This window comes from Paracoccus sp. (in: a-proteobacteria) (genome assembly GCF_030604785.1).
GTDB lineage: Bacteria > Pseudomonadota > Alphaproteobacteria > Rhodobacterales > Rhodobacteraceae > Paracoccus.
Window position 1 is genome coordinate 13265 of the sequence record NZ_JAUVVF010000016.1, and the last position, 23766, is coordinate 37030.

A 23766-nucleotide genomic window follows, 5' to 3' on the forward strand; every position below is an offset into this window, starting at 1 on the left:
CGGCTGCAGATGCGCGCCCGGTCTGCCGCCGGGCCGCGGGATCGCCGTGTTTTCCTTGCGGCATTCTGTCGAACATGCGACCCATTGGAATACGGGGAAATCTGCGCGGGGTGCCGAACGCCATGTGGCTGGGGTTCAGACCATGAATGCGCCAATGACGGGCGAAAGCGTTTCGCGCGAACTCTACGAGCGCGAGGTCGCGGCGCGCCGCGAGGCCGAGGCGCTGTCCGAGGCACGCAAGCGCGAGGTGGTCGAACTGCGCCGCCGCCTTGTCGTCGAGACTGAGGCCGTCCGCAGCGCGCTGGCCGAAACCGAGACCCTGCGCCAGCGCGAGGCCGACATCTTCACCGAACGCGCGATCCTGGCCGAGGCGCTGCGCGCGCTGACCGGCAAGACCGGCGCGGACGAGGCGCTCGAGGCCCTGATCGAGGTGCTGCGGCACCAGTTTGCGGTCGGGGCCTGTCTGTTCGTCCGGGCCGAGGGCGACGGCATCGCCATCGCGGCCTGCGCCGGACAGGCATCGAGCGGCCAGCCTCTGCCGCTGCCCGCGAAGATCATCGAACGCGCCCGCAGGCTGGCCCTGCCGCCTTCGGGCGACGGCTGGCCCGCCTGCCTTGGCGAGCCCGCCGAGGCGCTGCTGGCACCGCTTGTCATCGAGGGCGAGGCGCCCGGTGCGCTGATGCTGGTCTCGGGGCGGCCCGACCGTTTCAGCGCGGCGGATCTGAGGCTGCTGGAACAGATCGCGGGGTTGGCGGCCCAGGCGCTGAAGGCGCTGCGCGAAGCCCGCCGAAACGCCCTGCTGATCGCGATGGTCGAGGGCCGGCATCTCGATGCGCCCGAAAGTGTCCTGGATGCCCCGCTCGAAGCCGTGCACACGGCCTTCAGCCGCCTGACCAAGATGCAGGGCGATGCGGTGGGCATCCTCGATGCTCTGCTGGGCGCGTCCTTGGGCGATACCGATCTGGCGATCCGGAACGCGCTGGCCTCGATGGGCGAGCGGACCGGCAGCGACCGGGTCTATGTCTTCCTGATGCAGGATGACGGGAAGGCGATCGACAACACCCATGAATGGTGCGCGCCGGGGATCGAACCGATGATCCACCTGCTGCAGGGCGTTCCCGCCTCGATGATCGACCATTGGCGCGTCGAATTCGATGCCGGGCGCGAGGTGCAGATCGCCGATGTCCTGACCTTGCCCGACGACGCGCCCGAGAAGCAGGCGCTGATGATGCAGGGCATCCGGTCGCTGCTGGCCGTTCCGATGGTCAGCTATGGCCGCTTCAAGGGCTTCGTCGGCTTCGACGCGGTCGGCGAGACGCGCAATTTCCTGCCGGGCGAGGTGTATCTGATCCGTTCGGTGGCCAAGGTGATCGGCTCGGTCCTGGGCCGGCGCCGTGCCGAGCAGGAGCTGAGCCGCGTCCATGCCGAGACGCTGTCGCAGCGTGCCCGGCTTCAGGCGGTGCTGTCGGCCATGCCCGACCTGATCGTCGAGCTGGACCGCGAAGGGCGCTTCATCGCCTGGCATTCCGGCGCGGTCATGGTGCCCGATCCGGTCTATGACTATTTCATCAACCGCACCCCCGAGGAGACGCTGCCTCCGGACCTGGCCCTGGTCGCGCGCGCCAAGCTGGACGAGCTGGCCGCAGGCGCGCGCAGCGTCAGCCACACCTTCCGGCTGGCCTTGCTTGGCCCCGAGGAACGCTGGTGGCAGATGACCGGCAGCGCGATGGGGGACGAGGCCTTCATCTTCGCGCTGCGCGACATCACCGAGATCCGCGAGCAGAATGCTGAGATCGAGCGGCTGTCCAACATCGCCCGCCGCACCACGAACCTCGTCGTCGTCACCGATGCGGCGCGGCGGATCGAATGGGTCAATGCCGCCTTCGAGCGCACGACCGGCTGGACCCTCGACGAGGTGCGCGGCCAGAGCCCCGCGCGCTTCCTGCATTGCGAAGAGACCGACCCCGAGACCGTCCTGCGGTTCCGCGCTGCGCTGGATGCGGGCCTGCCGGTCCAGGGCGAGATCCTGAACCGGTCCCGCACGGGCGAGATGTACTGGCTCTCGATCGACATCCAGCCCGTCCACGACGCCTCGGGCGCGCTGGAGGGCTTCATGGCCGTCGAGGTGGACATCACCGAGCAGCGCCGTCAGGCCGACGCGCAGCGCCGGGCCGCCGACGAGGCCGCCATCGCCCGCGCCATGCTGGAAACCGCGGTCGAGGCGCTGCAGGACGGCTTTGTGCTTTACGATGCCGATGACCGGCTGGTCATCTCGAACAGCCGCTACCGCGAGATCTACGCCCTTTCCGAGCCGGCCATCACGCCGGGCGCCAGCCTTGAAAGCATCCTGCGCCACGGTCTGGCCCATGGCCAATATCCCGAGGCCGCCGGCCGCGAAGAGGAATGGCTGGCCGAATTGCTGGACCGCGACCGTCCCCCGATGCGCGAATTCGAGCATCGCCTGCCCGACGGCACATGGCTGCGGATCTACGAGAAGGCGACGCCCGATGGAGGGCGGGTCGGGTTGTGCGTGGACATCACCGCGCTGAAGCTGGCCGAGCAGCGGGCCATCGCGGATCGCGCGACCGCGATGGAGGCCAGCCGCGACGGCATCGCCATCACCGATGCGGACGGGATCTGCATCTACATGAACCGCGCGCATCGCGAGATGTTCGGCTATACCCGCGAGGAAGAGGTTCTGGGCCTGCACTGGTCTAGCTTCTACGCGCCCGACGAGGTGGCCTGGCTGACCGCCCATGCCGAGCCCGCGCTGATGCGCGATGGCGGCTGGGCGGGCGAGATCATGGGCCAGGGCCGCGACGGCAGGCCGGTGGATCAGGATCTCTCGCTCACCCTGACCGAGGATGGCGGCGTCCTTGCGATCTCGCGCGACATGACCTCGCGCCGTCTCGAGCGCGCCGAACGCGAGCGCCTTCAGAACGAGCTGCAACTGGCGCAGCGCCGCGAGATGATCGGCCAGATGGCGGCGGGATTGGCGCATGATTTCAACAATCTGCTGGCGGTGATCGCGGGCGGCGCCTCGCTGATCCGCGAGACCGTGGCCGAGGATGACCCGGCGGCGCTGGGGGCGGGGCGCATCCTTGCGGCCTCGGATCAGGCGGCGGGATTGGTGCGGCGGCTTCTGGCGCTGGGCACACGCCAGCCCGCGCGGGTGATGCTGGACCTGCGCGCCCCGCTGGCCGAGGCGACCGAATTGCTGCGCTCCAGCCTGCGGGCGCCGATGCGCCTGGCTGTGCACCTGCCCGAACGGCCGGTCGAGGCGCTGGCCGACCCGACCGACATCCTCCAGGTGGTGCTGAACCTTGCGATCAATGCCCGCGACGCGCTGGCCGACCATCACGGCACGATCACGATCAGCCTGACCGCCCCCGAGGACCTGCCCGCGCTGCAGCCCTCGGACGGGACGCTGATCGTCGGCCGTCTGGACGGTGCGCGGCGCTATGCCTGCCTGTCGGTGCAGGATACCGGGCCGGGCATGCCGCCCGATGTCGCGGCGCGCATTCTCGACCCCTATTTCAGCACCAAGGGCGAGAAGGGCACCGGGCTGGGTCTGGCGATCGTGTCATCGGTGATCGCGGATAATGGCGGCGCGATGCGGCTGTGGACGGCGCGCGGGCAGGGGACGCGCTTCGACGTCTACTGGCCGACCGAGGCCCCCGACAGCACCTGTCCCACCCCCAGCCGCGACGAGGATCTGACCGGGCGGCTGGACGGGCGGATGGTCCTGGTCGTCGATGACCAGCCCGAGGTTCTGGCCATCGTCAGCGCCTATCTCGAGGCCGCCGGCGCCGAGGTCGCCCCCACGACCGAGCCCGCCGACATCCTCGAGGCGCTGGCCGCAGACCCGCAGCACTGGGATCTGCTGGTGACGGATTACGACATGCCGGGCATGAACGGCGCGGATCTGGCCCGGGCGGCGCGGGCGGCGGCGGCGGGTCTGCCGGTGATCCTGGTGACGGCCTTGGCCGGAGAGGCCGGGCGTTCCGGCGCGGATTTCTCGGCGGTCCTCTCCAAGCCTGTCGATCGCGTCGCGCTTGTCCGCCAGGCCGAGCTGGCGCTGCTGGACGCAGCCGGGCGAAGGGGCTGAGCCGATGCGCGTCCTGATCGCCGATGACCACGACCTGCTGCGCGACGTGTTCGCGGCTTGGCTGGCCAAGGAACAGATCGCCTGCAGCGCGGCGCCCGATCTGCATCAGGCGCTCGCCATCATCGAGATGTCTGCGCCCTTCGACCTGGTGCTTCTGGATTTCCGGATGCCGGGCATGGACGGGCTGGACGGTCTGGCCCGGATGCTGTCGCAGTCGCGGGGGGCGCATGTCGCGCTGATGTCGGGCAATCTTCCCGCGGATCTCGTGCATCAGGCGCTGGAGATGGGGGCGATCGGCTTCCTGCCCAAGACCCTGCCGATGAAGGGTTTCGTCGAGGCCGCGCGCTCGATGGCCCGCGGCCGGTCCTTCCTGCCGCCCGAACTGGCGCCGCTTGCCGCGGATCCGGCTCCGGCAGCGGCGCTGACCCAGGCCCTGACCGCGCGCGAGGTTCAGGTGCTGAAGCTGCTGTCCCACGGCCTGAGCGACGACGAGATCGCGGCCCGGCTGGGCATCCACGAGCCGACGCTGCGGCTGAACCTGCGCACCCTCTTTCGCAAGATCGGGGTCGAGAGCCACGAGGCGGCGCGCAAGGCCGCCCGCGATGCCGGCCTGACCTGACGCGCCGCCCTGGCCCGATCAGCCCGATTGCCGCGCGAGGTCCTGGATCAGCACCGCCCGGATCGGGGTCTGCGTCGCCGCGCGCGCGGCCTTCAGCAGCCCGTCCCGCAACGTCTCGAGGTTGCGGTCCAGCGTGTAATTCCCGTCGAACCCGCCGGTATTGGCGTGGATCATCAGCTGGCGCAGCAGCGCGTCGCGCAGGCGGTGTTCCTGCTGTTCCAGCGCGCCGACCTCGGTCGCGTCGGTCTCGATCACCAGCGTCAGGATCATGATGGCCGCCATGTCGCCCTGCCGGACCAAGGGCACGAAGAACTGCGTGGGAAAGGTGAACCAGCCGGGCTCGGCCGCGGGCGCCGCGGGTTTCGGGGCCGGCTCGGCCGTCGGGTCCGGTTCGGGGCGCGGGCGCAGCATGTCGCCGGCAAAGGCGCCGCCCAGCATGGCCAGCAGCGGAACGATCATCAATGCGATCTTCTTGATCATGGCGGACCTCAATAGGGCAGCAGGATGTCGGCGATCTGCTGGCCGTAGCGCGGCTGCTGCACGTCGCTGATCTGGCCGCGCCCGCCATAGCTGATCCGCGCGCCCGCGATGCGGTCATAGGCGATCTCGTTGTTGCGGTCGATGTCGCCGGGGCGCACGAAGCCGCTGACCGTCAGTTCGCGCAGCTCGTAATTCACGCGCACCTCCTGGGTGCCGCTGATATGCAGGCTGCCATTGGGCAGCCGGTCGATCACCGTCGCCGCCACCCGCAGGGTCAGCTTGTCGCGCCGCGAGATGTTGCCGTTGCCGCGATAGCTGGATGTGGCCGAGGCATCGGCCAGCTCGTCGAAGCTTGCGCCCTCGGGCAGCTTGTCGGACAGGCGCTGCGGGATGCCCATCATCTGCGGGATGCTGGCGCTTTCGCGCGAGGCGCGGCTGCGGCCCGAACTGTTGCTGATCTCGGCGCGGTCGTCGATCTCGATCACGACGGTCAGGATGTCGCCCCGGATCGCGGCGCGGCGGTCGTTGATCAGCGAACTGGTCGAGCCCGACCAGAGCGAGGCCGCCATTTCCGGCCTTCCCGAGCCGACGGGCAGGTCCAGCGGCGGATTGACCATGGCCATGAATTCCTCGGTCTCTCGCGGCGATGTCAGATGCGGCGGCTGGCCCAGGTGATCCACCCGCGAACAGGCGGTCAAGGCCAGGGCGAGGCACAGGGTCTTGGCGGTTCTCATCGAAATGTCCTCTGGTTAATGCGCCACGACGCTGCCATCGGGCATGACGCGTGCCGAAAGCGTGCTGCGCGAGGCGAGGTTCATCACCCGGATCGTGTCGCCCGCCGCCCCGTCGGACAGGGCACGGCCCTCGGCCTCGATCCGCAATGTGCCGCGCAGGAAGCTGACGCGCAGGATCTGGTTGCGGCTGACCAGACGCGGCGCCTGCAACAGGGTCGCGTGCAACGGGCGCCCCTCGTGGATGGTGATGCGGGTCTGCATGCCGATCGCCTCGGACGGGTCGGTGATGCCGGGGCGGTCGCTGTCCACCGCGCGCAGGTCGCCCGCCGTGATGATCGTGCCCGCAGGCAGGGTGCGCGAGGCCGCCAGCGTGCCGGCCTGGACCAATCCCGGCCAGCACAGGGCCAGTGCCAGAAGGGCCGCTCGCATCAGCGCACCTGCGAGGTCGCCGCCAGCATCTGGTCGGCGGCGGTGATGACCTTGGCGTTCAGCTCGTATCCGCGCTGCGCCTTGATCAGCTCGGTGATCTCGCGCACCGCATCGACCGAGCTTTCCTCCAGATAGCCCTGCCGCAGCGTTCCCAGACCCTCTTGCCCCGGGTTAACGACCTGCGGCGCCCCCGAGGCGGCGGTTTCGATGAACAGGTTGCCGCCGATCGCCTCCAGCCCCTTTTCATTCGAAAAGCCTGCAAGGGTGAACTGGCCCAGCATCTCGGGTTCGACCCGGTCGCCGAAATAGGCATAGACCTCGCCCGCCGCATTGATCGAGATCGACCGGGCATCGTCGGGAATGGTGATCTCGGGCACGACCGGATAGCCGTCCGACGTGACCACCAGCCCCTCGGCCGAGCGTTTCAGCCCGCCATCGCGGGTATAGCCGGACATCCCCGAGGGCAGCACGACCTCGAGATAGCCGTCGCCGTCGATGGCCAGGTCCAGGTCGCCGCCGGTCTGGATCAGCGATCCCTGCTGCAGCGTGATGCTGACGGCGGTGGGCCGGACGCCAAGGCCCAGCTGCACGCCGGCGGGAATGACCGTCCCGTCCGAGGCCGTGACCGCGCCGGGCCGGGCGGCCTGCTGGTAATGCAGGTCCGCGAATTCCGCGCGGCGGGCGTTGTAGCCGGTTGTCGACATGTTGGCGAGGTTGTTCGAGATGACCTCGACGCGGGTCTGCTGGGCGCTCATGCCGGTGGCGGCGATCTGCAGGGCTTTCATGGCGGGTTCCTATCGGGTCATGGCGGAAATGGCGTTGCGGATGCGCTGGTCCTCGCGTTCGAGGAAGCTCTGGCCCAGCTCGTAGGCGCGCTGGACCTCGATCATGCGGGTGATCTCGAAGACGGCATCGACGTTGCTGTCCTCGAGAAAACCCTGCCGGATGCCGGTGGTCTCAAGCGGCTCTGGCGCACCGTCGATGCGGAACAGCGTGCCGCCCTCGCGCGTGGGGGTCTGGCCTTCGGGCGGCGCGAAGAGCCCGATGCGGCCGAAGGGCACGCCATTCGCGGACAGCGTGCCGTCCTGCCCCACCGCGACCGCGCTGGCCCCGGCGGGGATGATGATCGGGGCCTGCCCCTCGTCCAGCAGCCGCTGGCCGTCGGAATTCATCAGCTCGCCCTCGGCCGAGGGCGTGAAGGCGCCCGCCCGCGTCAGCCGCACGCCGTCGGGCGTCTCGACCAGAAAGAAGCCCTCGCCCTCGATGGCCAGATCGAAGCGGTTGCCGGTCTGGCTCAGCCCGCCCTGGTTCATGTCCAGCAGTCGGCCGCGCGCATGGGCCATCGACAGCGTGTCCCCGCGACGGTCCAGAGCGGCCAGGTGCTCGGCAAAGATCACCCCTTCGCGGCGGAAGCCGGGCGTGTTCGCGTTGGCGATGTTGTTGGCGATGACGCGCATCTCGGCCATCAGGCCCGATTGCCGGTTCAGGCTCGCATATGTCGCGTTGTCCATCAGCTTGCCTCGATCAGGGGGATGATCTGCCCGATGTAGAAATCGGACAGGGCGGTGGTCATGAAGCTCATGCCGACCCAGAAGACGACCAGCATCAGCGCGATCTTGGGCACGAAGGTCAGCGTCATCTCCTGCACCGAGGTCAGCGCCTGAAAGAGGCCGATCACCACCCCGCTGACCAGCGCCACGATCAGCAGCGGCGCCGACATCCTGACCGCCACCAGCAGGGCCTGCCGCAGCACGTCGAACAGCATCATCTCGGTCATGGCGCGCCTCAGACCGGCATGCGCAGGATTTCCTGATAGGCCTCGACCACGCGGTCGCGGATCGAGACGACCGTGTCCATCGCCAGCTCGGCCTCGGCCAGGGTCTGCACCAAGGTATGGGTGTTGGCCTGCCCGGTCATCGCGGCGGTCGAGACTTGGTCGACCTGCCCCATATGGCGGGCGAATTCCTCGGCGGCCTCGCCCACGCGGCGCAGGGCGTCGGGCGCTTCCCCGCCCGGAGCGGTGGCGTTGCGGGCGGCGGAATAGGCATTGGCGGCGTTCAGGCTGGTCAGCATCGCGGACCCTTTCATCGGCGGAGGATTTCAAGAAGCGACGCGCCCATCTGGCGGGTCTGTTCGAACATGCGCAGATTGGCCTCGTAGCTGCGGCCGGCCTCGCGGCTGTCGGCCATCTCGATGATCAGATCGACATTCGAGCCGAGGTAATACCCGTCCTGATCGGCCATCGGATGGCTGGGATCGTGGATGCGCGGCAGGGGCGTCTGGTCCAGGCGCATCCGCCCCGCCTGCACCTCGCCCGAGGGGCGGCCGAAGCGCATCGCCTCTTCGAAGGTGACAAGCTTGCGGCGATAGCCGGGCGTGTCGATATTGGCCATGTTCTCGGCCGTGTGGCGCAGCCTTTCGGATTGGGCGCGCATCCCCGAGGCCGACAGGCCCAGGGCAGAGATCGGTTCGCTCATCGTCTTGTCCCCTATCGCCGGCCGATGCTGCTGCGCATCAGGTTCAGCGCCGAGCGGTAGATGCCGATCGCCATGTCGTGCTGGCGCTTCAGCTCTGCCGCACGGACCATCTCGGCCTCCAGCGAGACCGAATTGCCGTTGGGCGAGGCGGGGCCCTCGACCGCGACCGGACGGATCGCGCCATCGGCCCAGGCGGGGGGCGGCAGATGCCCGGCGCGGGTCGTCCGCATCGCCGGGGCGGACCCGTCGCGATAGCTGTCGGCAAAGGCGGGCAGGTCGGCGGCCCTGTATCCGGGCGTGTCGGCATTGGCGATGTTGCGCGCCGTCACGATCTGGCTCTGCGCCACGTGATGGCCCATCGCACGGGCCATCCGCATCATCTCGATTCTCTCAAACATGAGGCTTCTCCTCATTCACCATAAACCCGGTCTTAACCCCGATTCCTTTAGAAACCCTTTCGGGGCGAGCGATTCCCCCGGCAGGCGAGGAACCGGAAATGGATAGAATTGAATCGATCACCCGCCAGATCGCCCGGATGCGGCTGGCGCGCTATTTCGGGCATGTCCAATCCATCCGCGCCGGGCTGATCCGGGTCGCGGGGCTGAACGACCGCGCCTCGGTCGGGGATCGGGTGCTGATCGCGCTGGACCCCGCCCCCGTGGGCGGAGAGATCGTGGGCCTCGGCCCCCGCCATGCCGAGATCCTGCCCGAAGGCGCAATCGACGGCCTGTCCGTGGGCGCCGAGGTCGAGCTGCTCTTCGCGCCCCGCATTGCGCCTGCCGACGACTGGATCGGCCGGATCGTCGATCCGCTCGGTCAGCCTCTGGATGGCCGCCCGCTGAGCCAGGGCGACACGCCGCGCCCCTTCCGCTGCGAGGCGCCCGCCGCCGTGGGGCGCAAGCGGCTGGGGGGGCGGCTGGCAACGGGGCTTGCGGTCTTCGACACGCTGCTGCCGCTGGTGCGCGGCCAGCGGATCGGACTTTTCGCAGGCTCGGGCGTGGGCAAATCCACGCTGCTGTCGCAGATGGCGCGCGGGGTCGAGGCCGACGTCGTGGTCATCGCCATGATCGGAGAGCGCGGGCGCGAATTGCGCGAATTTGTCGAGCGCACGCTGGGACCCGAAGGGATGGCGCGGGCGGTGATCGTGACGGCGACCTCGGACCGCTCGCCTCTTCTGCGGCGGCGCTGCGCCTGGGCGGCGATGGCGGTGGCCGAGCATTTCCGCGACCGGGGCAAGCATGTCCTGCTGCTGGCCGATTCCATCACCCGTTTCGCCGAGGCGCATCGAGAGATCGCGCTGGCCGCGGGCGAGCCGCCCAGCTATCGCGGCTTTCCGCCCTCGGTCTCGAACCTGATCATGGGGCTCGCGGAACGCGCCGGCCCCGGACCCGAAGGCGCGGGCGACATCACCGCGATCTTCAGCGTCCTCGTCGCGGGCTCCGACATGGAGGAGCCGGTCGCCGACATCCTGCGCGGCACGCTGGACGGGCATGTCGTGCTTGACCGCGCCATCGCCGAACGCGGGCGCTTTCCGGCAGTGGATGTCGTGCGCTCGGTCTCGCGCGCCTTGCCCGAGGCGGCGGATGCGGCCGAGAACCAGATGATCGGCCGTGCGCGCGCCGCCCTCGGCGCCTATGCCGAATCGGAGCTGATGATCCGCGCGGGCCTTTACGCGCCCGGCTCGGACCCCAGGCTGGACGAGGCCGTTCGCCTGCAACCCGCGCTGGACGCGTTCGTGGCCCGGACCGCGCCCTCGATCGCTGCCAGTTTCGCGGATTTGAACGCCGCTTTGCGCCTGCCCGCGGGCCCCCGCTGAAACCGTCCGGCGGCACGGCGCGTTGCGATTGTTGATGAATGTTAGGCCGACACCGCGCGCCATTGTGCCGGGAATCACGATTTGCAACTGTCCGCCAGCCGTCGGAAAGGAGGGGGCTAACTTGGCGATCACGGAATATTTTATCCGCTATCTTCAACGCCGTGACCGATTGTCCGACGCCGATCTGGCGCGGCTTCATGCCATCCCGACACGGCATCATCAGGCCGCTCCCGGAGAGGTGATCGTCGAGCCCGGCGCGAAGGCCAGCCAGAGCTGCATGATGCTGCGCGGCCTCAGCGCGCGCTCACACCAGCTGAAGGGCCGCAGCGGCCAGCAGGTGATCACGGCGCTGCATGTGCCGGGCGATTTCGTCGACCTGCACGGCTTCGTGTTGAACGGGCTGACCCATGCGGTCGTCGCCGTGGGCCCCGCCGAGGTCGAGTTCATCGACCATTCCGAACTGATCGAGATCACGCGCAACTTTCCGCACCTGACCCGGCTGCTGTGGCGGGCGACGCTGATCGACGCCGCGATCCACCGGCAGTGGCTGGTCGCGGCGGCCTCGCTGCGTTCCAGCGCGCATCTGGCGCATCTGCTGTGCGAGATCTACACGCGGCTGAACGTGGTGGGTGCGGCGACGGGACTGCAATTCTCGATGCCGCTTCTGCAACGCGAACTGGCCGATCTGCTGGGCTATTCGCCCATCCATGTGAACCGCGCGGTGCGCGACCTGCGCGACCGGGGGCTGGTGCGCTGGGTCGGCGCGGATATCACCATCCTCGACTGGAACGGGCTGGCCACGCTGGCGCGGTTCGATCCCGATTACCTGGACCTCTGCCGCGAACCGACCTGAGCTCAGTTCTGCTGACCCTCGGGCAGCGGCAGCAGGAACCCCTCGGGCAGGGCCGCGCCAAGCGCCTCGCCCAGGGCATCCTGCGGCGCCTCGGGCTGGGCCTCGACCGGGGCGACCGCATCGGGGATGGGCGCGGCAAGCGCATCGACCGCCGGCTCGGGCAGCGACAGGGCGGCGGCGGGCGGCTCGGCGGGCGTCACGCCCGTCACATCCGCGATGGTCACGCCCGGATCGAGGAACTCGACCGTCGTGCCGCCGATCCGGACCAGCCGCGCCAGTTCCTCGGCATCCCAGTTCGTCAGCCGCACGCAGCCCATCGACTGGTTGCGGAACAGCTGCGAGGGTGTGGGCGTGCCGTGGATGCCGTAGGTCGGCTTGGTCAGGCCGATCCAGACCGTGCCGACCGGCCCGTTCGGCCCCGGCGGGATCACCAGCTTGCGGTCATTGTCGCCCTGCTGGAAGTTGACCGCCGGGTTGTAGGTGTAGTTCGGATTGATCGCCACCGTGCGCACGTTGTGCACCCCCACCGGCGAGGGCGTGGCCGCCGAGCCGATCGTGGCCGGATAATCGACCAGCATCTCGCCGCGCGCATTGTAGCCCGCGACGCGGCGGTTCTCCTTGTCGATGATGATCCGCGTCACCTCGCCCCGGATCGGCGGGTTCGGCGCCATGACCTGGATCGTGGCGCCGGGCACGAAGTCGATGCCCGGATTCAGCATCTGGATGAAACGCTCGTCCATGTGGAACCGCTCGGCCAGACGCTCGGCCGCGCTGGTATAGCCCATCGATTCCATCTGCGCCTTCTCGGCGTAATCGGTCGGGATCGAGGCGACCAGACCCTGCGCATCGGCCTCGGTGATGGTGTAGCTCTGCGTGACCGGACGTTCCGCAAAGGCCTGCAGCAGGTTCCAGACATGCGGGTCCATCACCCCGTCCATCGGCAGCCCGGCCCGGCGCTCGAACGCCTTGATCGCGCTCTGGCTCATGCCGCCCTTGAAGCCGTCGATCACGCCGGGCGAGGTGCCCGAGCGGTCCAGCAGAAGCTGCACCTTGGCCGTCAGGGGCGACCGTCCCTCGGGCAGGGTGCCGCCGTCATATTGGGCGGCCTCGATCTCGGCGGCGGTGAAGCGGCGGTCCTCCTGCGCGCGGGCGGGCGCTGCCGGGGCCAGAAGGCCCAGCATCAGGGTCACGATCAGGGCCGGGAACACGGGGCCGGTCATCCGCTTCATTGCACACTCCGAAAAAGGGTCACGGGGACAATCCGTTATCCCGATGGCTTGCGCCAGATACCGCCCCGGTCAACTTTCGGTCAATTCCCGATTGCCTTCGGGTCATCGCGGTGCCAGCCTGCCAGGAACCGAGGAGGAGGCCGTGAAAATCAACCCGTTCAGGGGGACAGGGGCGCGACGCGGCCCGACGGGCCGCGGCACCGGGTCGCACGGGGCCGGCTGATGCCCGTGGCGATCGGACTTGCCGCGTTCGGCCTGATGCTCGTCCTGCTGGCGCTGCGCCTGCCTGCCGCGCTGGCCATCGCCGCCGTGGCGCTGCCCGCGCTGCTGCTGGCCGACTGGCTGGCGCCCGCCGACGCGACGGGCGCCTTTCTCGGCGGACTGCGCGATCTGGCGGCCGATCCGGACCTGCTGCTGCTGCCTCTGGTCGTGGCGCTTGGCAATCTGGCCTTCTACAGCGGCATCTCCACGCGGCTCTATGATGCGGCCGTGATCTGGCTCAGGCCGCTGCCGGGCGGGATGGCGGTGGCCTCGGTCATCGGCTGCGGCGGGTTCTCGGCGATCTCGGGCTCGTCCCTGGCCTGCGCCTCGACCATGGGCCGGATCTGCATCCCCGAGATGCTGCGCGACGGCTACGACCCGCGCCTGGCCACGGCGGCGGTCGCGGCCGGGGGGACGCTTGGCGCGCTGATCCCGCCCTCGGTGCTGTTCATCCTCTATGGCCTGCTCAGCGCCACGCCGGTCGCGCAATTGTTCATGGCCGGGCTGCTGCCGGGTCTGCTGTCGCTGGCCGGGATGATCCTCGTCATCCTCTGGTGGACCGCGACCGAGCCCGCCGCCGCCCCGCGCGGGCAGGCCGCCGGCGCCAGCCGGGGGCAGGCGCTGCTGGCCGCTTGGCCCGCCCTGTTGCTGTTCGCGGTGATCCTGGGCGGCATCCAGTCGGGCCGGCTCGGCGCGCTTGCCGCCGTCTCGCTGGCCATCGCGCTGACGCTTGCCTTCGGGCTGGCCAGCCGCCGCCTGCCGCCCGAGACGCTGCTGCAGGCCCTGCGCGAGACGCTGCGCCAAAGCGCGGCGCTGGCGGTGATCCTGCTGGCGGCCAAGCTGCTCTTTGCGCTGGTGGCCCTGACCGGACTGGCCGAGGCGCTGACCCTGTGGGTCGATCGCGCGGGCCTGTCTTTCGTCGCGGTGATGCTGGCGGTGGTGGTGCTGCACATCGCCCTGGGGATGGTGCTGGACCCGGTGGCGATCCTCGTCCTGACGCTGCCCTTCATGATGCCGCTGGTCGATCTTTACGGGATGGACCTGATCTGGTTTGGCGTGGTGCTGGTCAAGCTGATCGAGATCGGGCTGATCACGCCGCCCGTGGGGCTGAACGTCTTCGTCGTGTCGAATGTGGCGCGGGGGGCGGGGGTGCAGCAGGTCTTTGCCGGCGTGACGCGCTTCCTGTTCGTCGATCTGCTAGTCCTTGCGGCGCTGGTCCTGTTTCCCGCGCTGTCGCTGATCCTGCCGGCGGCGATGGGCTAGGACGGTCTGCCCTTGCCTTGGCCGGGGCGATGGGCCACATCCGCCCCGACCCACGAACGGAGCCGCCATGACCCCGACCGACGATGACAGCGGCGCACAGCGCCTGATCGGTTTCGCGCTGGACATCAGCGACGGGGCGCGGGCGCGCTGCATCCTTGATCTGGACGAACGCCACCTGAACCGCATGGGCATCCTGCATGGCGGGATCGCGGCCACGCTTCTGGACAGCGCCCTCGGCGTCACGGCCAGCCTGACGAACGACCCGTCAGGGCGCCATCCGGTCAGCACCGTCTCGCTGAACGTGAACTATCTGGCGCCCGGCCGTCCGGGCCGGGTGACAGCGACCGGCCGGCTGACCGGCGGCGGCCGCTCGACCCTGTTCGTCGAGGGCGATCTGCGACACGAGGACGGCACGCTGATCGCCACCGCGACCGGCGTGTTCCGCAAGCTGAAGGCCCCGGCATGAATCCCTATACCAACGCGCATTGCGAGATCAGCGACCTTGGCGACCGGCTGGTGGTGGAAAACCGCAACGCCGCGCGGCGCAACGCGCTGACGCCCGAGTTCCAGGAGGGGCTTCTGCACGCGCTGACCCTGGCCTCGGACGAGCCGCGCATCGGCGCCGTGATCCTGATGGGCGAGGGGGACTTCTTCTGCGCGGGCGGCGATCTGAACCACCTGCTGACCGCGCAGGGCATGGACGAGGACGAACGCCGCGCGCGGATCGACGCGCTGAACGACCTGATCCGCGCCGTGGTTCATTGCCCGCGCCCGGTCATCGCCGTGATCGAGGGCGGCGCGGCGGGGGCGGGCCTGTCTCTGGCTCTGGCCTGCGACATGGTGATCTCGGCCCGCGACGCGCGGTTCACGGCGGCCTATGTGAATGCCGGTCTGGTGCCGGACGGGGGGCTGACGGCGGCCCTGGCGGCGGGGCTGCCGCCGCAGATGGCCGCGCATATGGCGCTGACCGGCCTTCCGGTCGAGGCCGCGCGCCTGCACGCGCTTGGTCTGGTCACCGAGCTGACCGAACCGGGCGAGGCGATCATGGCCGCGATGGCGCTGGCCGACCGTCTGGCGGCGGGTCCGGCCCGGGCGCAGGCGGCGATCAAGCGGCTGCTGACGGGCTGGCGCCGCACCGCCTTCGAGGCGCAGCTGGCCGCCGAACGCGACGCCATGGCCGAGGCGCTGGCCTCGCCCGAGGCGGCCGAGGGGATCAGCGCCTTCCTGGCCCGCCGGACGCCCGATTTCCGCGCCCTGCGCGATCCGGACGCGTCCTGACCGGACGTGGTCTAGTCGGCCATCGCCAGCCGGTAGCAGGGCGGATAGAATTGCCGCGCGAACGAGACCGGGATCTGGTTCAGCGAATTCGTGCGCTCGATCGTCAGGACCGGCGTTCCGGGCGCCACGCCAAGCGCTTCGGCCGCGCCATCGGAAGCGGGTTCCGCCAGGATCGAGAACTGCGCCTGCGTCACCGGCACGCTGCGCGCCAGCCATTCATGCGGCGGCTCGGCCTCGAAGGTCGCCGCGTCGAAACGGGGCAGCGCATCGGCGTTCAGCCAGATCTGCTCGAAGCAATGCGGCGCCTCGTCGGCGCGATAGATCGACGTGACCTGCACCACGCGCGTCCCGGCGATGATGTGCAGCGCCTTGCGCGCCTCGGCGGGACCGGGCGCGGTGGTCAGATGCAGCAGCCGGTAGCCAAGCGTCTGGCCCAAGGCCTCGACCTCGTCGCGGATCGCGGGCAGTTCAAGCCGGGCGCGGCGCGAGGCGCGCGCCGTGACCCGCGTGCCGACCTTGCGGCGGCGTTGCAGGATGCCGCCATCGGCCAGTTCCCGCAGCGCCCGGTTCACCGTGGCCCGCGCGCAGCCCAGTTCGACCGCCAGCTCGTGTTCGGTCGGGATCAGCATGCCCGGCGCCCATTCGCCCGACCGGATGCGCTCCATCACATCGGCACGGACGGATTGCCAGGTGTTCATCCGGGCGCCGCGTTTACGGGGGGTGACGCCGGCGAAGGCGATCAGCCCTTCGGCGGAGGCGGTGGTCATGTGATCTTGCGCGTTTTCCATCCCTCCCTGTTACCGCGACAATGAATTTCGTGCGACTATCCAAAGGGATATGGCAATCTTCCCAATGGTTAGATTTTGCACGGCGCGCAATTACCCTTTCCCGCGCGGCACGAGCGCATTAATCCCGCATCAGGCGAGAGGGCGGGAGAGCAGGATGGAACAACGGATGATGGCCGCCGCGCCGCGCTCTGCTTCGGGACATGGCACCGCCTGGGGAATCCTGGCCGCGATCAGCCTGTGCCACATGGCCAATGACGTGATGCAGTCGATGCTGGCCGCGATCTATCCGCTGCTTCAGGCCGAGTTCAGCCTGACCTATGCCCAGATCGGCGTCCTGACGCTGGCCTTCCAGGTGACGGCCTCGCTGCTGCAGCCGCTGATCGGGGCTGCGACCGATCGCCACCCGCAGCCGCGCTCGCTGCCCTTCGGCATGGGCTCGACGCTGATCGGGGTGCTGCTGCTGGCCTTCGCGCCGACCTACGGGCTGCTTCTGGCGGGGGCGGCGCTGATCGGCATCGGCTCGGCGGTGTTCCATCCCGAAAGCTCGCGCGTGGCGCGGCTGGCCTCGGGCGGGCGCTACGGGACGGCGCAATCCTTCTTCCAGGTGGGCGGCAATGCCGGCACCGCGCTTGGCCCGCTGCTGGCGGCCTTCATCGTCGTGCCGCTCGGGCGCCCTGCGGCGGCGTGGTTCGCGGTCGCGGCCGCCCTCGGCGCGGCCGTGCTGTGGCATGTCGGCCAATGGGCCGAGACGCGGCGCCGCGCGGTGGCCGCCCGGCCCGACACGGCGCTGCGCCTGCCGCGCGCGACGGTCTTGCGCGCGATCACGGTTCTGGCGATCCTGACCTTCACGAAGAACATCTATTCGGCGGCGATGACCAGCTACTTCACATTCTTCACCATCGAGAAGTTCGGGCTGGGGCCGCAGGGCGCGCAGATCATGCTGTTCCTGTTCCTGGCCGGGATGGCCGCCGGGGTGCTGATGGGCGGCATGGTGGGCGACCGCGTCGGGCCGCTGACGGTGATCTGGGTCTCGATCCTGGGGGTGCTGCCCTTCACGCTGCTGCTGCCGCATATGGGGCTTTACGCGACGGGTGCGCTGGCGGCGTTGATCGGGCTGGTCCTCGCCTCGGCCTTCCCGGCCATCGTGGTCTTTGCCCAGGAACTGGTGCCGGGCCGGACCGGGATGATCGCGGGGCTGTTCTTCGGCTTTTCCTTCGGGATGGGCGGGATCTCGGCCGCCGCGCTCGGCGTGCTGGCCGATGCGCGAGGGATCGAGTCGGTCTTTCAGCTGACCGCCTTCCTGCCGCTTCTGGGGCTGCTGACGGTGCTGCTGCCGCGCCGCGAAGGGGGCTGAATGCCGGGCGCGCGGCTGTTCCATGTCAGCCCCCAGGGGTGCGGCGAACAGGATCTGGCGCGCCTCTTCGCCGCCAATGGCCACCCGGTCGCCTGTCACGAAGGGGGCAGGCTGGCCGCCGACATCCTTTATGCCCAGGGACGCGGCGGGCCGCTGCTGCAACCCTGGCCCGAGGCGCGCCTGCTGGCGGGCCTGTGGCGCCACGGCCCGCATTGGCGCCCGCCGCTTGACGCCTGGCGCAGCTTTGCCTTTCTGGCCGACCGCTTCCCCAAGGCACGGTTCCTGCTGACCCTGCGGGCCGAGGACGACCTGATCGCCGCGCGGATGCACGCCGATGGCGGGCGCGTCCTGCGCGCCCATGCCTATCATCACGGCCTCGATGCCGATGGCGTCGCCGCCCTGTGGCGCCGCGAATGGCAGGACCATCTGGCTGCTGTCCGCGCCCATTTCGCGGGCAGCGACCGCCTGATCGAGCTGGATCTGGACCGCGACAGCCCCTCTGATCTGGCCGCGCGTCTGGCGGGCTTCATCGACCTGCCGGTCCTGCCGATCGGCCGCTGGTCCGATACCCCGCACGCCCCCGCCCCCCTGCCGCGACCCGATCCCGCCCCCGCCGCCTGGCCCGAGGATGTGGCGCACTTCTGCCTTCAGGGGCTGGCGCCCACGCGCGAGGGGGGCATGGCGGGCCTGTCGCCCCTGGCCTGTCACTGGGACGGCGCTCTAGGCGCGGGTCTGGCCCCGGTGATCGACCGCGCGGGCGCGCCCCGCCAGTTCGCGGTGTTCCGGCCCGATGGCGCGGGGCCGCTGGCCTTGGCCCGTGACGGGCGGCACTTCAAGCTTGTCCGGGCCGAGGGCGTAATCAACGACATCCTGCGCCTTGGCCGCCGCGACCCGGTCTGGATCGACATGGAGGACAGCCGCTGGATGGGCAGCCCCCAGGGCGCGCCCGTCAGCGAACCCGTCCTGTGCCACAACCGCCGCGCGGGGGCGGTGAACGCGGTCCTCTGGCCCTTGCCCGACCAGCACGCGACCGGCCTGCCGGGTTTCGACGCGGCCAGCCCCGCCGACGACATCCCGTGGTCGCAAAAGCACGACCGGCTGGTCTGGCGCGGCATGATCTCGGGCTCGGAAATGCGCGACGGGGTGAAGCCCGGCCCCGCCAGCCATGTCTGGCTGGCCCGCCTGGATGAGGCCCAGGACCCCGAGGCCCGCGCCCATGCGTGGGAGGGGCTGTGCCGCACCAACCGCATGGCGTTCATCCGCCGTTTCATCGACGACCCCGATTTCGACATCGGCATCGTCATGGCCCCGGCCTTCCGCGCCTTTGCGGACGATCCGCTTCTGGCGCCCTTCTGCCGCCCGCGCATGGGGCCGGGCGATTTCCGGCGCTTCCGCTATCAGCTCTGCATGACGGGCTATGACCACGGCTCGAACTTCATCTCGGGGCTGGACCAGAACGGCGTGCTCTTCGCCGAGGATGACGGCTGGCAGGTCTTCTATTCGGGCCGCTTCCTTCCGTGGCAGCATTACATCCCCGTGGCCCGCTACCTGACCGACCTGCCCGAGAAACTGGACTGGGCGCGCGCCAACCCCGCCGAATGCCAGGCCATATCCGCCCGCGCCCGCGCCGAGGTCCGGCACCTGCGCGACCCCGCCGCACGGCGCGCGCTGATGCGGCTGATCCTCGACGGGCTGGCCGCCGCGCGCTAGACAGGCGGCATGAGCACGATCCGCATCGAACCCCTGACCGCCGCCGCCTTCGCCCCCTTTGGCGAGGTGCTGGCCCCGAAACCCGCCGCCGACCGCATGATCAATGCGGGGCGCTGCGAACGGCATCACGCGCTGGCCACGGTCGAACGGGGCGGTGGCGAGGCGATCATCTCGATCTTCCGCTCGGACCCTGTCAGCCTGCCCTATGATTGCGACCTGCTGGAACGCCACCCGCTCGGCAGCCAGGCCTTCATGCCGATGGGGCCGGATGCCTGGCTGTCGGTCGTGGCCCCGGACGAGGGCGGCCGCCCCGGCCCCTTGCGCGCCTTCCTGGTGCCCGCAGGCGTGGGCGTGAACCTGCGCGCGGGCACATGGCACGGCGTCCTGACGCCGCTGGACCGGCCCGCCGATTTCCTGGTCATCGACCGCGAGGGCACGGGCGTGAACCTCGAGGAAGTCACCATCCCTCCCGTCCGGATCACCGCCTGATGCCCGACCTGTCCTTCGAGAATGCCGCCCGCGCCCGCGGCGCACGTCTGATCGCCGGGGTGGACGAGGCCGGGCGCGGCCCGCTGGCCGGTCCCGTCACCGCCGCCGCCGTGATCCTGCCCGACGGCGTGCTGCCCCTCGGCCTCGACGACAGCAAGAAGCTCAGCCCCGCCCGGCGCGAGGCGCTTGGCGAATGGATCATGGCCCATTGCGACTGGTCCGTCGCCCATGTGGACGTGGCCGAGATCGACGCCCTGAACATCTATCACGCCAGCCATGCCGCCATGTGCCGCGCCCTTGCCGGGCTGCGCCAGCGCCCCTGTATTGCGTTGATCGACGGCAACCGCCTGCCTGCCGGGCTGGATTGCCCCGGCGAGGCGATCGTCAAGGGCGACGGCCGCAGCCTGTCCATCGCCGCCGCCTCGATCCTGGCCAAGCTGATGCGCGACCGCATCATGGTGGATTTGGCGCAACAGCATCCCGGCTACGGCTGGGAGGTGAATGCCGGTTACCCGACGCCCGCGCACAGACAGGCGCTGCTAGATCTGGGTGTGACCCCACATCATAGGCGCTCTTTCGCACCCGTCCACAATATCTTGTGTAAAGCCTCATCAGTAAGTGACTGATTCAAAAAAGAAATTGACGCCGAATCGGCTCTGAATCATCCTTGGGGGCAGATCAGACCGGCAAAAAGCCGGCGACCCCAGAGGCAGAGCATGACGAAAACCACCCAAAAACGCGCGGCCCCCGTGCGACCCTTGCCGCTGAACCAGATCCTGGGCGGCGACTGCATCGAGATCATGAACAGCCTGCCCGAGGGCAGCGTTGACCTGATCTTTGCCGACCCGCCCTATAACCTTCAGCTCAAGGGCGACCTGCACCGGCCCGACAACAGCCGCGTCGATGCGGTGGACGATCACTGGGACCAGTTCTCCAGCTTCGCCAGCTACGACGCCTTCACCCGCGACTGGCTGGCCGCCGCGCGCCGCCTGCTGAAACCCAATGGCGCGATCTGGGTGATCGGCAGCTATCACAACATCTTCCGCGTCGGCGCCGAGATCCAGAACCAGGGCTTCTGGATCATGAACGACGTGATCTGGCGCAAGTCGAACCCGATGCCGAATTTCCGCGGCAAGCGCCTGACCAACGCGCATGAGACGCTGATCTGGGCGGCGAAATCGGAATCGTCGAAATACACCTTCAACTACGAGGCGCTGAAATCGCTGAACGAAGGCACGCAGATGCGCAGCGACTGGGTGCTGCCGATCTGCAATGGCGGCGAGCGTCTCAAGGATGCGGCGGGCGAAAAGGCTCATCCGACGCAGAAGCCCGAAAGCCTGCTGCACCGGGTGATCATCGGCACGACCAATCCGGGCGATGTGGTGCTGGACCCGTTCTTCGGCACTGGCACCACCGGCGCGGTCGCCAAGATGCTGGGCCGCGACTATATCGGGATCGAGCGCGAGGAGGCTTACCGCGAGGTCGCCGCCCGCCGCCTGTCGCGCGTCCGCCCTCTGGACGCCGAGGCCTTGGCCACGACCCGCGCCAAGCGCGCTGAGCCGCGCATCCCCTTCGGCCAGGTGATCGAACGCGGCATGCTGCGTCCGGGCGAGGAACTTTACTCCATCGGCAACCGCCACAAGGCCAAGGTCCGCGCCGATGGCAGCCTGATCGGCAATGACGTGAAGGGCTCGATCCATCAGGTCGGCGCCGCGCTCGAGGGCGCGCCCTCGTGCAACGGCTGGACCTACTGGCACTTCCGGCGCGAGGGGAAAATGATCCCGCTGGACATCCTGCGCCAGCAAATCCGCGCCGAACTCGAGGGCGACGCCCCCCGCCCCAACTGATCCTGCCCTGCCGTTCTCATCTCCATCCGTTTCGCCAGTCCCGCGCCTTCAGCCCGGGACCACCTCCCCGCCATGTCCGCATGGCGGGGTCTTTTCGCTTGGCGGAGCGTCCTCTTTGCGGGACAAAGCGGACTGTTGTTGGACCGTGCCATCTCACAAAGAACAAAGACGCACCGGAGGTTGTTGATGCAAGCAGCTCGCATATGGTTCAGACAGCCCGCCCCTCCACTTACGCTTTCTCACGTAAAGGAATGGCTACGAGCGATGGGGGCCGTGGTGCACGACACAGAGTGGCGCCTAGGTGACTATGTCGCCCCACAGTTGCTAATAATCAGTCCCATCGTGTTCCTTGCGCAGCTAGAGGATGAAGAATGGGTCATTGAAGAAGCCGAAGATTTTTCTGAGCGTGCGCCTGCGGCTATTCGAACCAAGCTTTTGGACTGCGATGCTCGGTTGTCTTTTGGAGGCACTGACGACGAAAAAGTCATTTCCACCGATCAGGGCGCCTTCGCAGTGGTGGGGTGGACTACGTTCGATCCAGAAAACCAGCAAGCTAGGAAATTTCTCGAAGGGCTTGCACGCAGGGTCGATGGCCTCTTTGAGGACAACACAAGCGGGACATGGTGGGCACCAACCTAGTATCCGGTCCGGGCTTATGAAAGCTCTCCGATTGCCTCGCTCACTGCCTGATCGACTGTCCGCAGTGGGCTCAAACCGACAAATGAACGTTTCCTGAACCCACCGCCCGCAAGCGGTGCACGTCCTGTGTACGCACGGTGCATCGCCGGTGAACACGCGGTGAGACCGAAAGTCCGGCAAATGCTGGTCCGGGACTAAGCCCGTGCCACGCTCGGCCACCGCGCAACGCGCGCCACCGCAATACCGCGTTGCGCGCCTCGGCATGCCGCCTCCGCGCAGCCACCGATGGGCGTTGTGGCGGCGACTGTGCTCCGCTAACATTCACCGATCATGACCCTTGCCCCGGCAGCCCGATGACCCTGACCCGCCCCCGCCGCCCCCTGACCCTGCGCGATGTGTCCGAGGCGTCGGGCGTCTCGGAAATGACCGTCAGCCGCGTGCTGCGGAACCGGGGCGATGTCTCGGCGGCCACGCGCGAAAAGGTGCTGACCGCCGCCAAGGCGCTTGGCTATGTGCCGAACAAGATCGCGGGCGGGCTGGCCAGCCAGCGCGTCAATCTGGTCGCGGTGGTCATCCCCTCGCTGTCGAACCTGGTCTTTCCCGACGTGCTGGGCGGGATCTCGGCCGAGCTGGACGATACCGGCCTGCAACCCGTGATCGGCGTCACCAACTATTCCCCCGCGCGAGAGGAGATGGTGCTTTACGACATGCTGTCCTGGCGGCCCTCGGGGGTGATCCTCGCCGGGCTGGAACACAGCAAGGCCTCGCGCGCGATGCTGGAAAATGCGGGCATTCCCGTGGTCGAGATCATGGATGTCGACGGCGAGGGGATCGACACGCTGGTCGGCATCTCGCATATCCGGGCGGGGCGCGAGATGGCGGCGCGCATCCTGGCGGCGGGTTATCGCCGCATCGGCTTTGTCGGCACCCACATGCCCGAGGATCACCGCGCCCGCAAACGCCTTGCCGGTTTCGAAGAGGGATTGCTGGCCGCCGGCGTGCCGCTGGAGGCACGCGAATACTACCAGGGCGGCTCGTCGCTGCTGAAGGGGCGCGAGCTGACCGAACGCATCCTGACCCGCGCGCCGGATCTGGATTTCCTTTATTATTCCAACGACATGATCGGGGCGGGCGGGCTGCTCTACTGTCTGGACAAGGGCTATGACATTCCGGGCCGGATCGGGCTTGCCGGCTTCAACGGCGTCGATCTGCTGGACGGGCTGCCCGTCCGGCTGGCCACGACGGATGCGCGCCGGGTCGATGTGGGCCGCCGCGCGGCGCGGCTGGTCGCGGGCAAGGACACCGCCCCCGAGGGCCGCGTGATCGCCTTGACCCCCACCTTCATGCCCGGCGACACGATCCGTGAAGGCTGAGGGCGCGGCCCCGTCATGC

The 23766-nt window shown here is 69.0% G+C and carries 25 protein-coding genes; 14 read left to right on the plus strand and 11 right to left on the minus strand.

Translation table 11 applies throughout. The annotated features are described in order from the left end of the window. Nucleotides 1-154 precede the first annotated feature (154 nt). Both QAR72_RS07120 and QAR72_RS07125 read left to right on the plus strand, forming a co-directional pair. Nucleotides 155-4108, plus strand: coding sequence for a PAS domain S-box protein (locus QAR72_RS07120; RefSeq protein ID WP_304616672.1), 3954 nt, complete (start codon nucleotides 155-157; stop codon nucleotides 4106-4108). Between the two features lie 4 nt (nucleotides 4109-4112). Beyond that, nucleotides 4113-4727 (plus strand): DNA-binding response regulator, encoded by a 615-nt coding sequence (locus QAR72_RS07125; protein WP_304616673.1) that lies wholly within the window; start codon nucleotides 4113-4115, stop codon nucleotides 4725-4727. A gap of 18 nt (nucleotides 4728-4745) precedes the next feature. On the opposite strand, the gene QAR72_RS07130 is transcribed toward QAR72_RS07125, so the two are convergent. Genes QAR72_RS07130 through QAR72_RS07170 form a run of 9 tightly spaced genes read right to left on the minus strand, consistent with a single transcriptional unit; the run spans nucleotide 4746 to nucleotide 9245 of the window. Further along, nucleotides 4746-5207 carry a hypothetical protein gene (locus QAR72_RS07130; RefSeq protein WP_304616674.1) on the minus strand — a complete coding sequence of 154 codons (462 nt, stop codon included), beginning with the start codon at nucleotides 5205-5207 and terminating at the stop codon, nucleotides 4746-4748. 8 nt (nucleotides 5208-5215) lie between these two features. Then, nucleotides 5216-5941 (minus strand): flagellar basal body L-ring protein FlgH, encoded by a 726-nt coding sequence (gene flgH, locus QAR72_RS07135; protein ID WP_304616675.1) that lies wholly within the window; start codon nucleotides 5939-5941, stop codon nucleotides 5216-5218. Between the two features lie 15 nt (nucleotides 5942-5956). Then, nucleotides 5957-6370, minus strand: a complete 414-nt coding sequence (gene flgA, locus QAR72_RS07140; protein ID WP_304616676.1) for a flagellar basal body P-ring formation chaperone FlgA — start codon at nucleotides 6368-6370, stop codon at nucleotides 5957-5959. Next, the gene (flgG, locus tag QAR72_RS07145; protein ID WP_304616677.1) at nucleotides 6370-7155 is read right to left on the minus strand and encodes a flagellar basal-body rod protein FlgG; all 786 of its coding nucleotides are present in this window, start codon (nucleotides 7153-7155) and stop codon (nucleotides 6370-6372) included. The genes flgA and flgG overlap by 1 nt, the downstream gene beginning before the upstream one ends. Before the next feature lie 9 nt (nucleotides 7156-7164). Then, nucleotides 7165-7881, minus strand: a complete 717-nt coding sequence (locus QAR72_RS07150) for a flagellar hook-basal body complex protein (RefSeq protein WP_304616678.1) — start codon at nucleotides 7879-7881, stop codon at nucleotides 7165-7167. Then, entirely contained in the window at nucleotides 7881-8147 is a 267-nt protein-coding gene (locus tag QAR72_RS07155; protein ID WP_304616679.1) for a flagellar biosynthetic protein FliQ, read from the minus strand. The genes QAR72_RS07150 and QAR72_RS07155 overlap by 1 nt, the downstream gene beginning before the upstream one ends. Before the next feature lie 8 nt (nucleotides 8148-8155). Beyond that, complete coding sequence (fliE, locus tag QAR72_RS07160) at nucleotides 8156-8443, minus strand: flagellar hook-basal body complex protein FliE (protein WP_304616680.1); 288 nt, start codon at nucleotides 8441-8443, stop codon at nucleotides 8156-8158. Nucleotides 8444-8454: 11 nt separating this feature from the next. After that, nucleotides 8455-8847, minus strand: a complete 393-nt coding sequence (gene flgC, locus QAR72_RS07165; protein WP_304616681.1) for a flagellar basal body rod protein FlgC — start codon at nucleotides 8845-8847, stop codon at nucleotides 8455-8457. A gap of 11 nt (nucleotides 8848-8858) precedes the next feature. After that, a complete protein-coding gene (locus QAR72_RS07170) occupies nucleotides 8859-9245 on the minus strand; it encodes a FlgB family protein (RefSeq protein WP_304616682.1) in 387 nt (128 codons plus the stop codon). A 98-nt stretch (nucleotides 9246-9343) separates the two neighbouring features. Between QAR72_RS07170 and QAR72_RS07175 the strand changes: the two genes are divergently transcribed. Together QAR72_RS07175 and QAR72_RS07180 are read left to right on the plus strand one after the other, a co-directional pair. Beyond that, nucleotides 9344-10663: a FliI/YscN family ATPase gene (locus tag QAR72_RS07175; RefSeq protein ID WP_304616683.1), complete on the plus strand. Its 1320-nt coding sequence runs from the start codon at nucleotides 9344-9346 to the stop codon at nucleotides 10661-10663. 121 nt (nucleotides 10664-10784) lie between these two features. Then, on the plus strand, nucleotides 10785-11516 hold the full coding sequence (locus QAR72_RS07180) for a Crp/Fnr family transcriptional regulator (protein ID WP_304616684.1): 732 nt from the start codon (nucleotides 10785-10787) through the stop codon (nucleotides 11514-11516). A 2-nt stretch (nucleotides 11517-11518) separates the two neighbouring features. Here QAR72_RS07180 and QAR72_RS07185 read toward each other — a convergent pair whose 3' ends face one another. Next, a complete protein-coding gene (locus QAR72_RS07185) occupies nucleotides 11519-12736 on the minus strand; it encodes a L,D-transpeptidase family protein (protein WP_304616685.1) in 1218 nt (405 codons plus the stop codon). Nucleotides 12737-12967: 231 nt separating this feature from the next. On the opposite strand from QAR72_RS07185, the gene QAR72_RS07190 reads away from it, so the two are divergent. The 3 genes from QAR72_RS07190 (at nucleotide 12968) to QAR72_RS07200 (ending at nucleotide 15547) form a co-directional block, all read left to right on the plus strand. After that, nucleotides 12968-14269, plus strand: a complete 1302-nt coding sequence (locus tag QAR72_RS07190) for a TRAP transporter large permease (protein WP_304616686.1) — start codon at nucleotides 12968-12970, stop codon at nucleotides 14267-14269. Nucleotides 14270-14336: 67 nt separating this feature from the next. Next, on the plus strand, nucleotides 14337-14735 hold the full coding sequence (locus tag QAR72_RS07195) for a PaaI family thioesterase (RefSeq protein WP_304616687.1): 399 nt from the start codon (nucleotides 14337-14339) through the stop codon (nucleotides 14733-14735). Further along, nucleotides 14732-15547, plus strand: coding sequence for an oxepin-CoA hydrolase, alternative type (locus tag QAR72_RS07200; RefSeq protein ID WP_304616688.1), 816 nt, complete (start codon nucleotides 14732-14734; stop codon nucleotides 15545-15547). The genes QAR72_RS07195 and QAR72_RS07200 overlap by 4 nt, the downstream gene beginning before the upstream one ends. 11 nt (nucleotides 15548-15558) lie before the next feature. Here QAR72_RS07200 and QAR72_RS07205 read toward each other — a convergent pair whose 3' ends face one another. Next, the gene (locus QAR72_RS07205; RefSeq protein WP_304616689.1) at nucleotides 15559-16314 is read right to left on the minus strand and encodes a GntR family transcriptional regulator; all 756 of its coding nucleotides are present in this window, start codon (nucleotides 16312-16314) and stop codon (nucleotides 15559-15561) included. Nucleotides 16315-16489: 175 nt separating this feature from the next. On the opposite strand from QAR72_RS07205, the gene QAR72_RS07210 reads away from it, so the two are divergent. From QAR72_RS07210 to QAR72_RS07240, 7 genes are all read left to right on the plus strand, one after another. Continuing rightward, entirely contained in the window at nucleotides 16490-17689 is a 1200-nt protein-coding gene (locus QAR72_RS07210; RefSeq protein ID WP_304616690.1) for an MFS transporter, read from the plus strand. After that, nucleotides 17690-19399, plus strand: a complete 1710-nt coding sequence (locus QAR72_RS07215; protein ID WP_304616691.1) for a glycosyl transferase family 90 — start codon at nucleotides 17690-17692, stop codon at nucleotides 19397-19399. It begins immediately after the preceding gene. 9 nt (nucleotides 19400-19408) lie between these two features. After that, nucleotides 19409-19888, plus strand: coding sequence for an ureidoglycolate lyase (locus tag QAR72_RS07220; RefSeq protein WP_304616692.1), 480 nt, complete (start codon nucleotides 19409-19411; stop codon nucleotides 19886-19888). Continuing rightward, on the plus strand, nucleotides 19888-20514 hold the full coding sequence (locus QAR72_RS07225) for a ribonuclease HII (protein WP_304616693.1): 627 nt from the start codon (nucleotides 19888-19890) through the stop codon (nucleotides 20512-20514). The genes QAR72_RS07220 and QAR72_RS07225 overlap by 1 nt, the downstream gene beginning before the upstream one ends. 90 nt (nucleotides 20515-20604) lie before the next feature. Beyond that, a complete protein-coding gene (locus QAR72_RS07230; protein ID WP_304616694.1) occupies nucleotides 20605-21735 on the plus strand; it encodes a site-specific DNA-methyltransferase in 1131 nt (376 codons plus the stop codon). A 342-nt stretch (nucleotides 21736-22077) separates the two neighbouring features. After that, nucleotides 22078-22374 carry a hypothetical protein gene (locus QAR72_RS07235; protein ID WP_304616695.1) on the plus strand — a complete coding sequence of 99 codons (297 nt, stop codon included), beginning with the start codon at nucleotides 22078-22080 and terminating at the stop codon, nucleotides 22372-22374. Nucleotides 22375-22727: 353 nt separating this feature from the next. Further along, nucleotides 22728-23747 carry a LacI family DNA-binding transcriptional regulator gene (locus QAR72_RS07240; protein WP_304616696.1) on the plus strand — a complete coding sequence of 340 codons (1020 nt, stop codon included), beginning with the start codon at nucleotides 22728-22730 and terminating at the stop codon, nucleotides 23745-23747. The last annotated feature ends 19 nt before the right edge of the window (nucleotides 23748-23766 follow it).

Excerpts from the sequence above, each read along its gene's own strand:
- QAR72_RS07200 (WP_304616688.1), top strand. The coding sequence starts at position 14,732 with ATGAATCCCTATACCAACGCGCATTGCGAGATCAGCGACCTTGGCGAC.
- flgG (WP_304616677.1), bottom strand. The coding sequence starts at position 7,155 with ATGAAAGCCCTGCAGATCGCCGCCACCGGCATGAGCGCCCAGCAGACC.
- QAR72_RS07125 (WP_304616673.1), top strand. The coding sequence starts at position 4,113 with ATGCGCGTCCTGATCGCCGATGACCACGACCTGCTGCGCGACGTGTTC.
- QAR72_RS07130 (WP_304616674.1), bottom strand. The coding sequence starts at position 5,207 with ATGATCAAGAAGATCGCATTGATGATCGTTCCGCTGCTGGCCATGCTG.
- QAR72_RS07170 (WP_304616682.1), bottom strand. The coding sequence starts at position 9,245 with ATGTTTGAGAGAATCGAGATGATGCGGATGGCCCGTGCGATGGGCCAT.
- flgH (WP_304616675.1), bottom strand. The coding sequence starts at position 5,941 with ATGAGAACCGCCAAGACCCTGTGCCTCGCCCTGGCCTTGACCGCCTGT.
- flgA (WP_304616676.1), bottom strand. The coding sequence starts at position 6,370 with ATGCGAGCGGCCCTTCTGGCACTGGCCCTGTGCTGGCCGGGATTGGTC.
- QAR72_RS07175 (WP_304616683.1), top strand. The coding sequence starts at position 9,344 with ATGGATAGAATTGAATCGATCACCCGCCAGATCGCCCGGATGCGGCTG.
- QAR72_RS07120 (WP_304616672.1), top strand. The coding sequence starts at position 155 with ATGACGGGCGAAAGCGTTTCGCGCGAACTCTACGAGCGCGAGGTCGCG.
- QAR72_RS07155 (WP_304616679.1), bottom strand. The coding sequence starts at position 8,147 with ATGACCGAGATGATGCTGTTCGACGTGCTGCGGCAGGCCCTGCTGGTG.
- QAR72_RS07220 (WP_304616692.1), top strand. The coding sequence starts at position 19,409 with ATGAGCACGATCCGCATCGAACCCCTGACCGCCGCCGCCTTCGCCCCC.
- QAR72_RS07190 (WP_304616686.1), top strand. The coding sequence starts at position 12,968 with ATGCCCGTGGCGATCGGACTTGCCGCGTTCGGCCTGATGCTCGTCCTG.
- QAR72_RS07150 (WP_304616678.1), bottom strand. The coding sequence starts at position 7,881 with ATGGACAACGCGACATATGCGAGCCTGAACCGGCAATCGGGCCTGATG.
- QAR72_RS07185 (WP_304616685.1), bottom strand. The coding sequence starts at position 12,736 with ATGACCGGCCCCGTGTTCCCGGCCCTGATCGTGACCCTGATGCTGGGC.
- flgC (WP_304616681.1), bottom strand. The coding sequence starts at position 8,847 with ATGAGCGAACCGATCTCTGCCCTGGGCCTGTCGGCCTCGGGGATGCGC.
- QAR72_RS07240 (WP_304616696.1), top strand. The coding sequence starts at position 22,728 with ATGACCCTGACCCGCCCCCGCCGCCCCCTGACCCTGCGCGATGTGTCC.
- fliE (WP_304616680.1), bottom strand. The coding sequence starts at position 8,443 with ATGCTGACCAGCCTGAACGCCGCCAATGCCTATTCCGCCGCCCGCAAC.
- QAR72_RS07205 (WP_304616689.1), bottom strand. The coding sequence starts at position 16,314 with ATGACCACCGCCTCCGCCGAAGGGCTGATCGCCTTCGCCGGCGTCACC.
- QAR72_RS07230 (WP_304616694.1), top strand. The coding sequence starts at position 20,605 with ATGACGAAAACCACCCAAAAACGCGCGGCCCCCGTGCGACCCTTGCCG.
- QAR72_RS07215 (WP_304616691.1), top strand. The coding sequence starts at position 17,690 with ATGCCGGGCGCGCGGCTGTTCCATGTCAGCCCCCAGGGGTGCGGCGAA.
- QAR72_RS07210 (WP_304616690.1), top strand. The coding sequence starts at position 16,490 with ATGGAACAACGGATGATGGCCGCCGCGCCGCGCTCTGCTTCGGGACAT.
- QAR72_RS07195 (WP_304616687.1), top strand. The coding sequence starts at position 14,337 with ATGACCCCGACCGACGATGACAGCGGCGCACAGCGCCTGATCGGTTTC.
- QAR72_RS07225 (WP_304616693.1), top strand. The coding sequence starts at position 19,888 with ATGCCCGACCTGTCCTTCGAGAATGCCGCCCGCGCCCGCGGCGCACGT.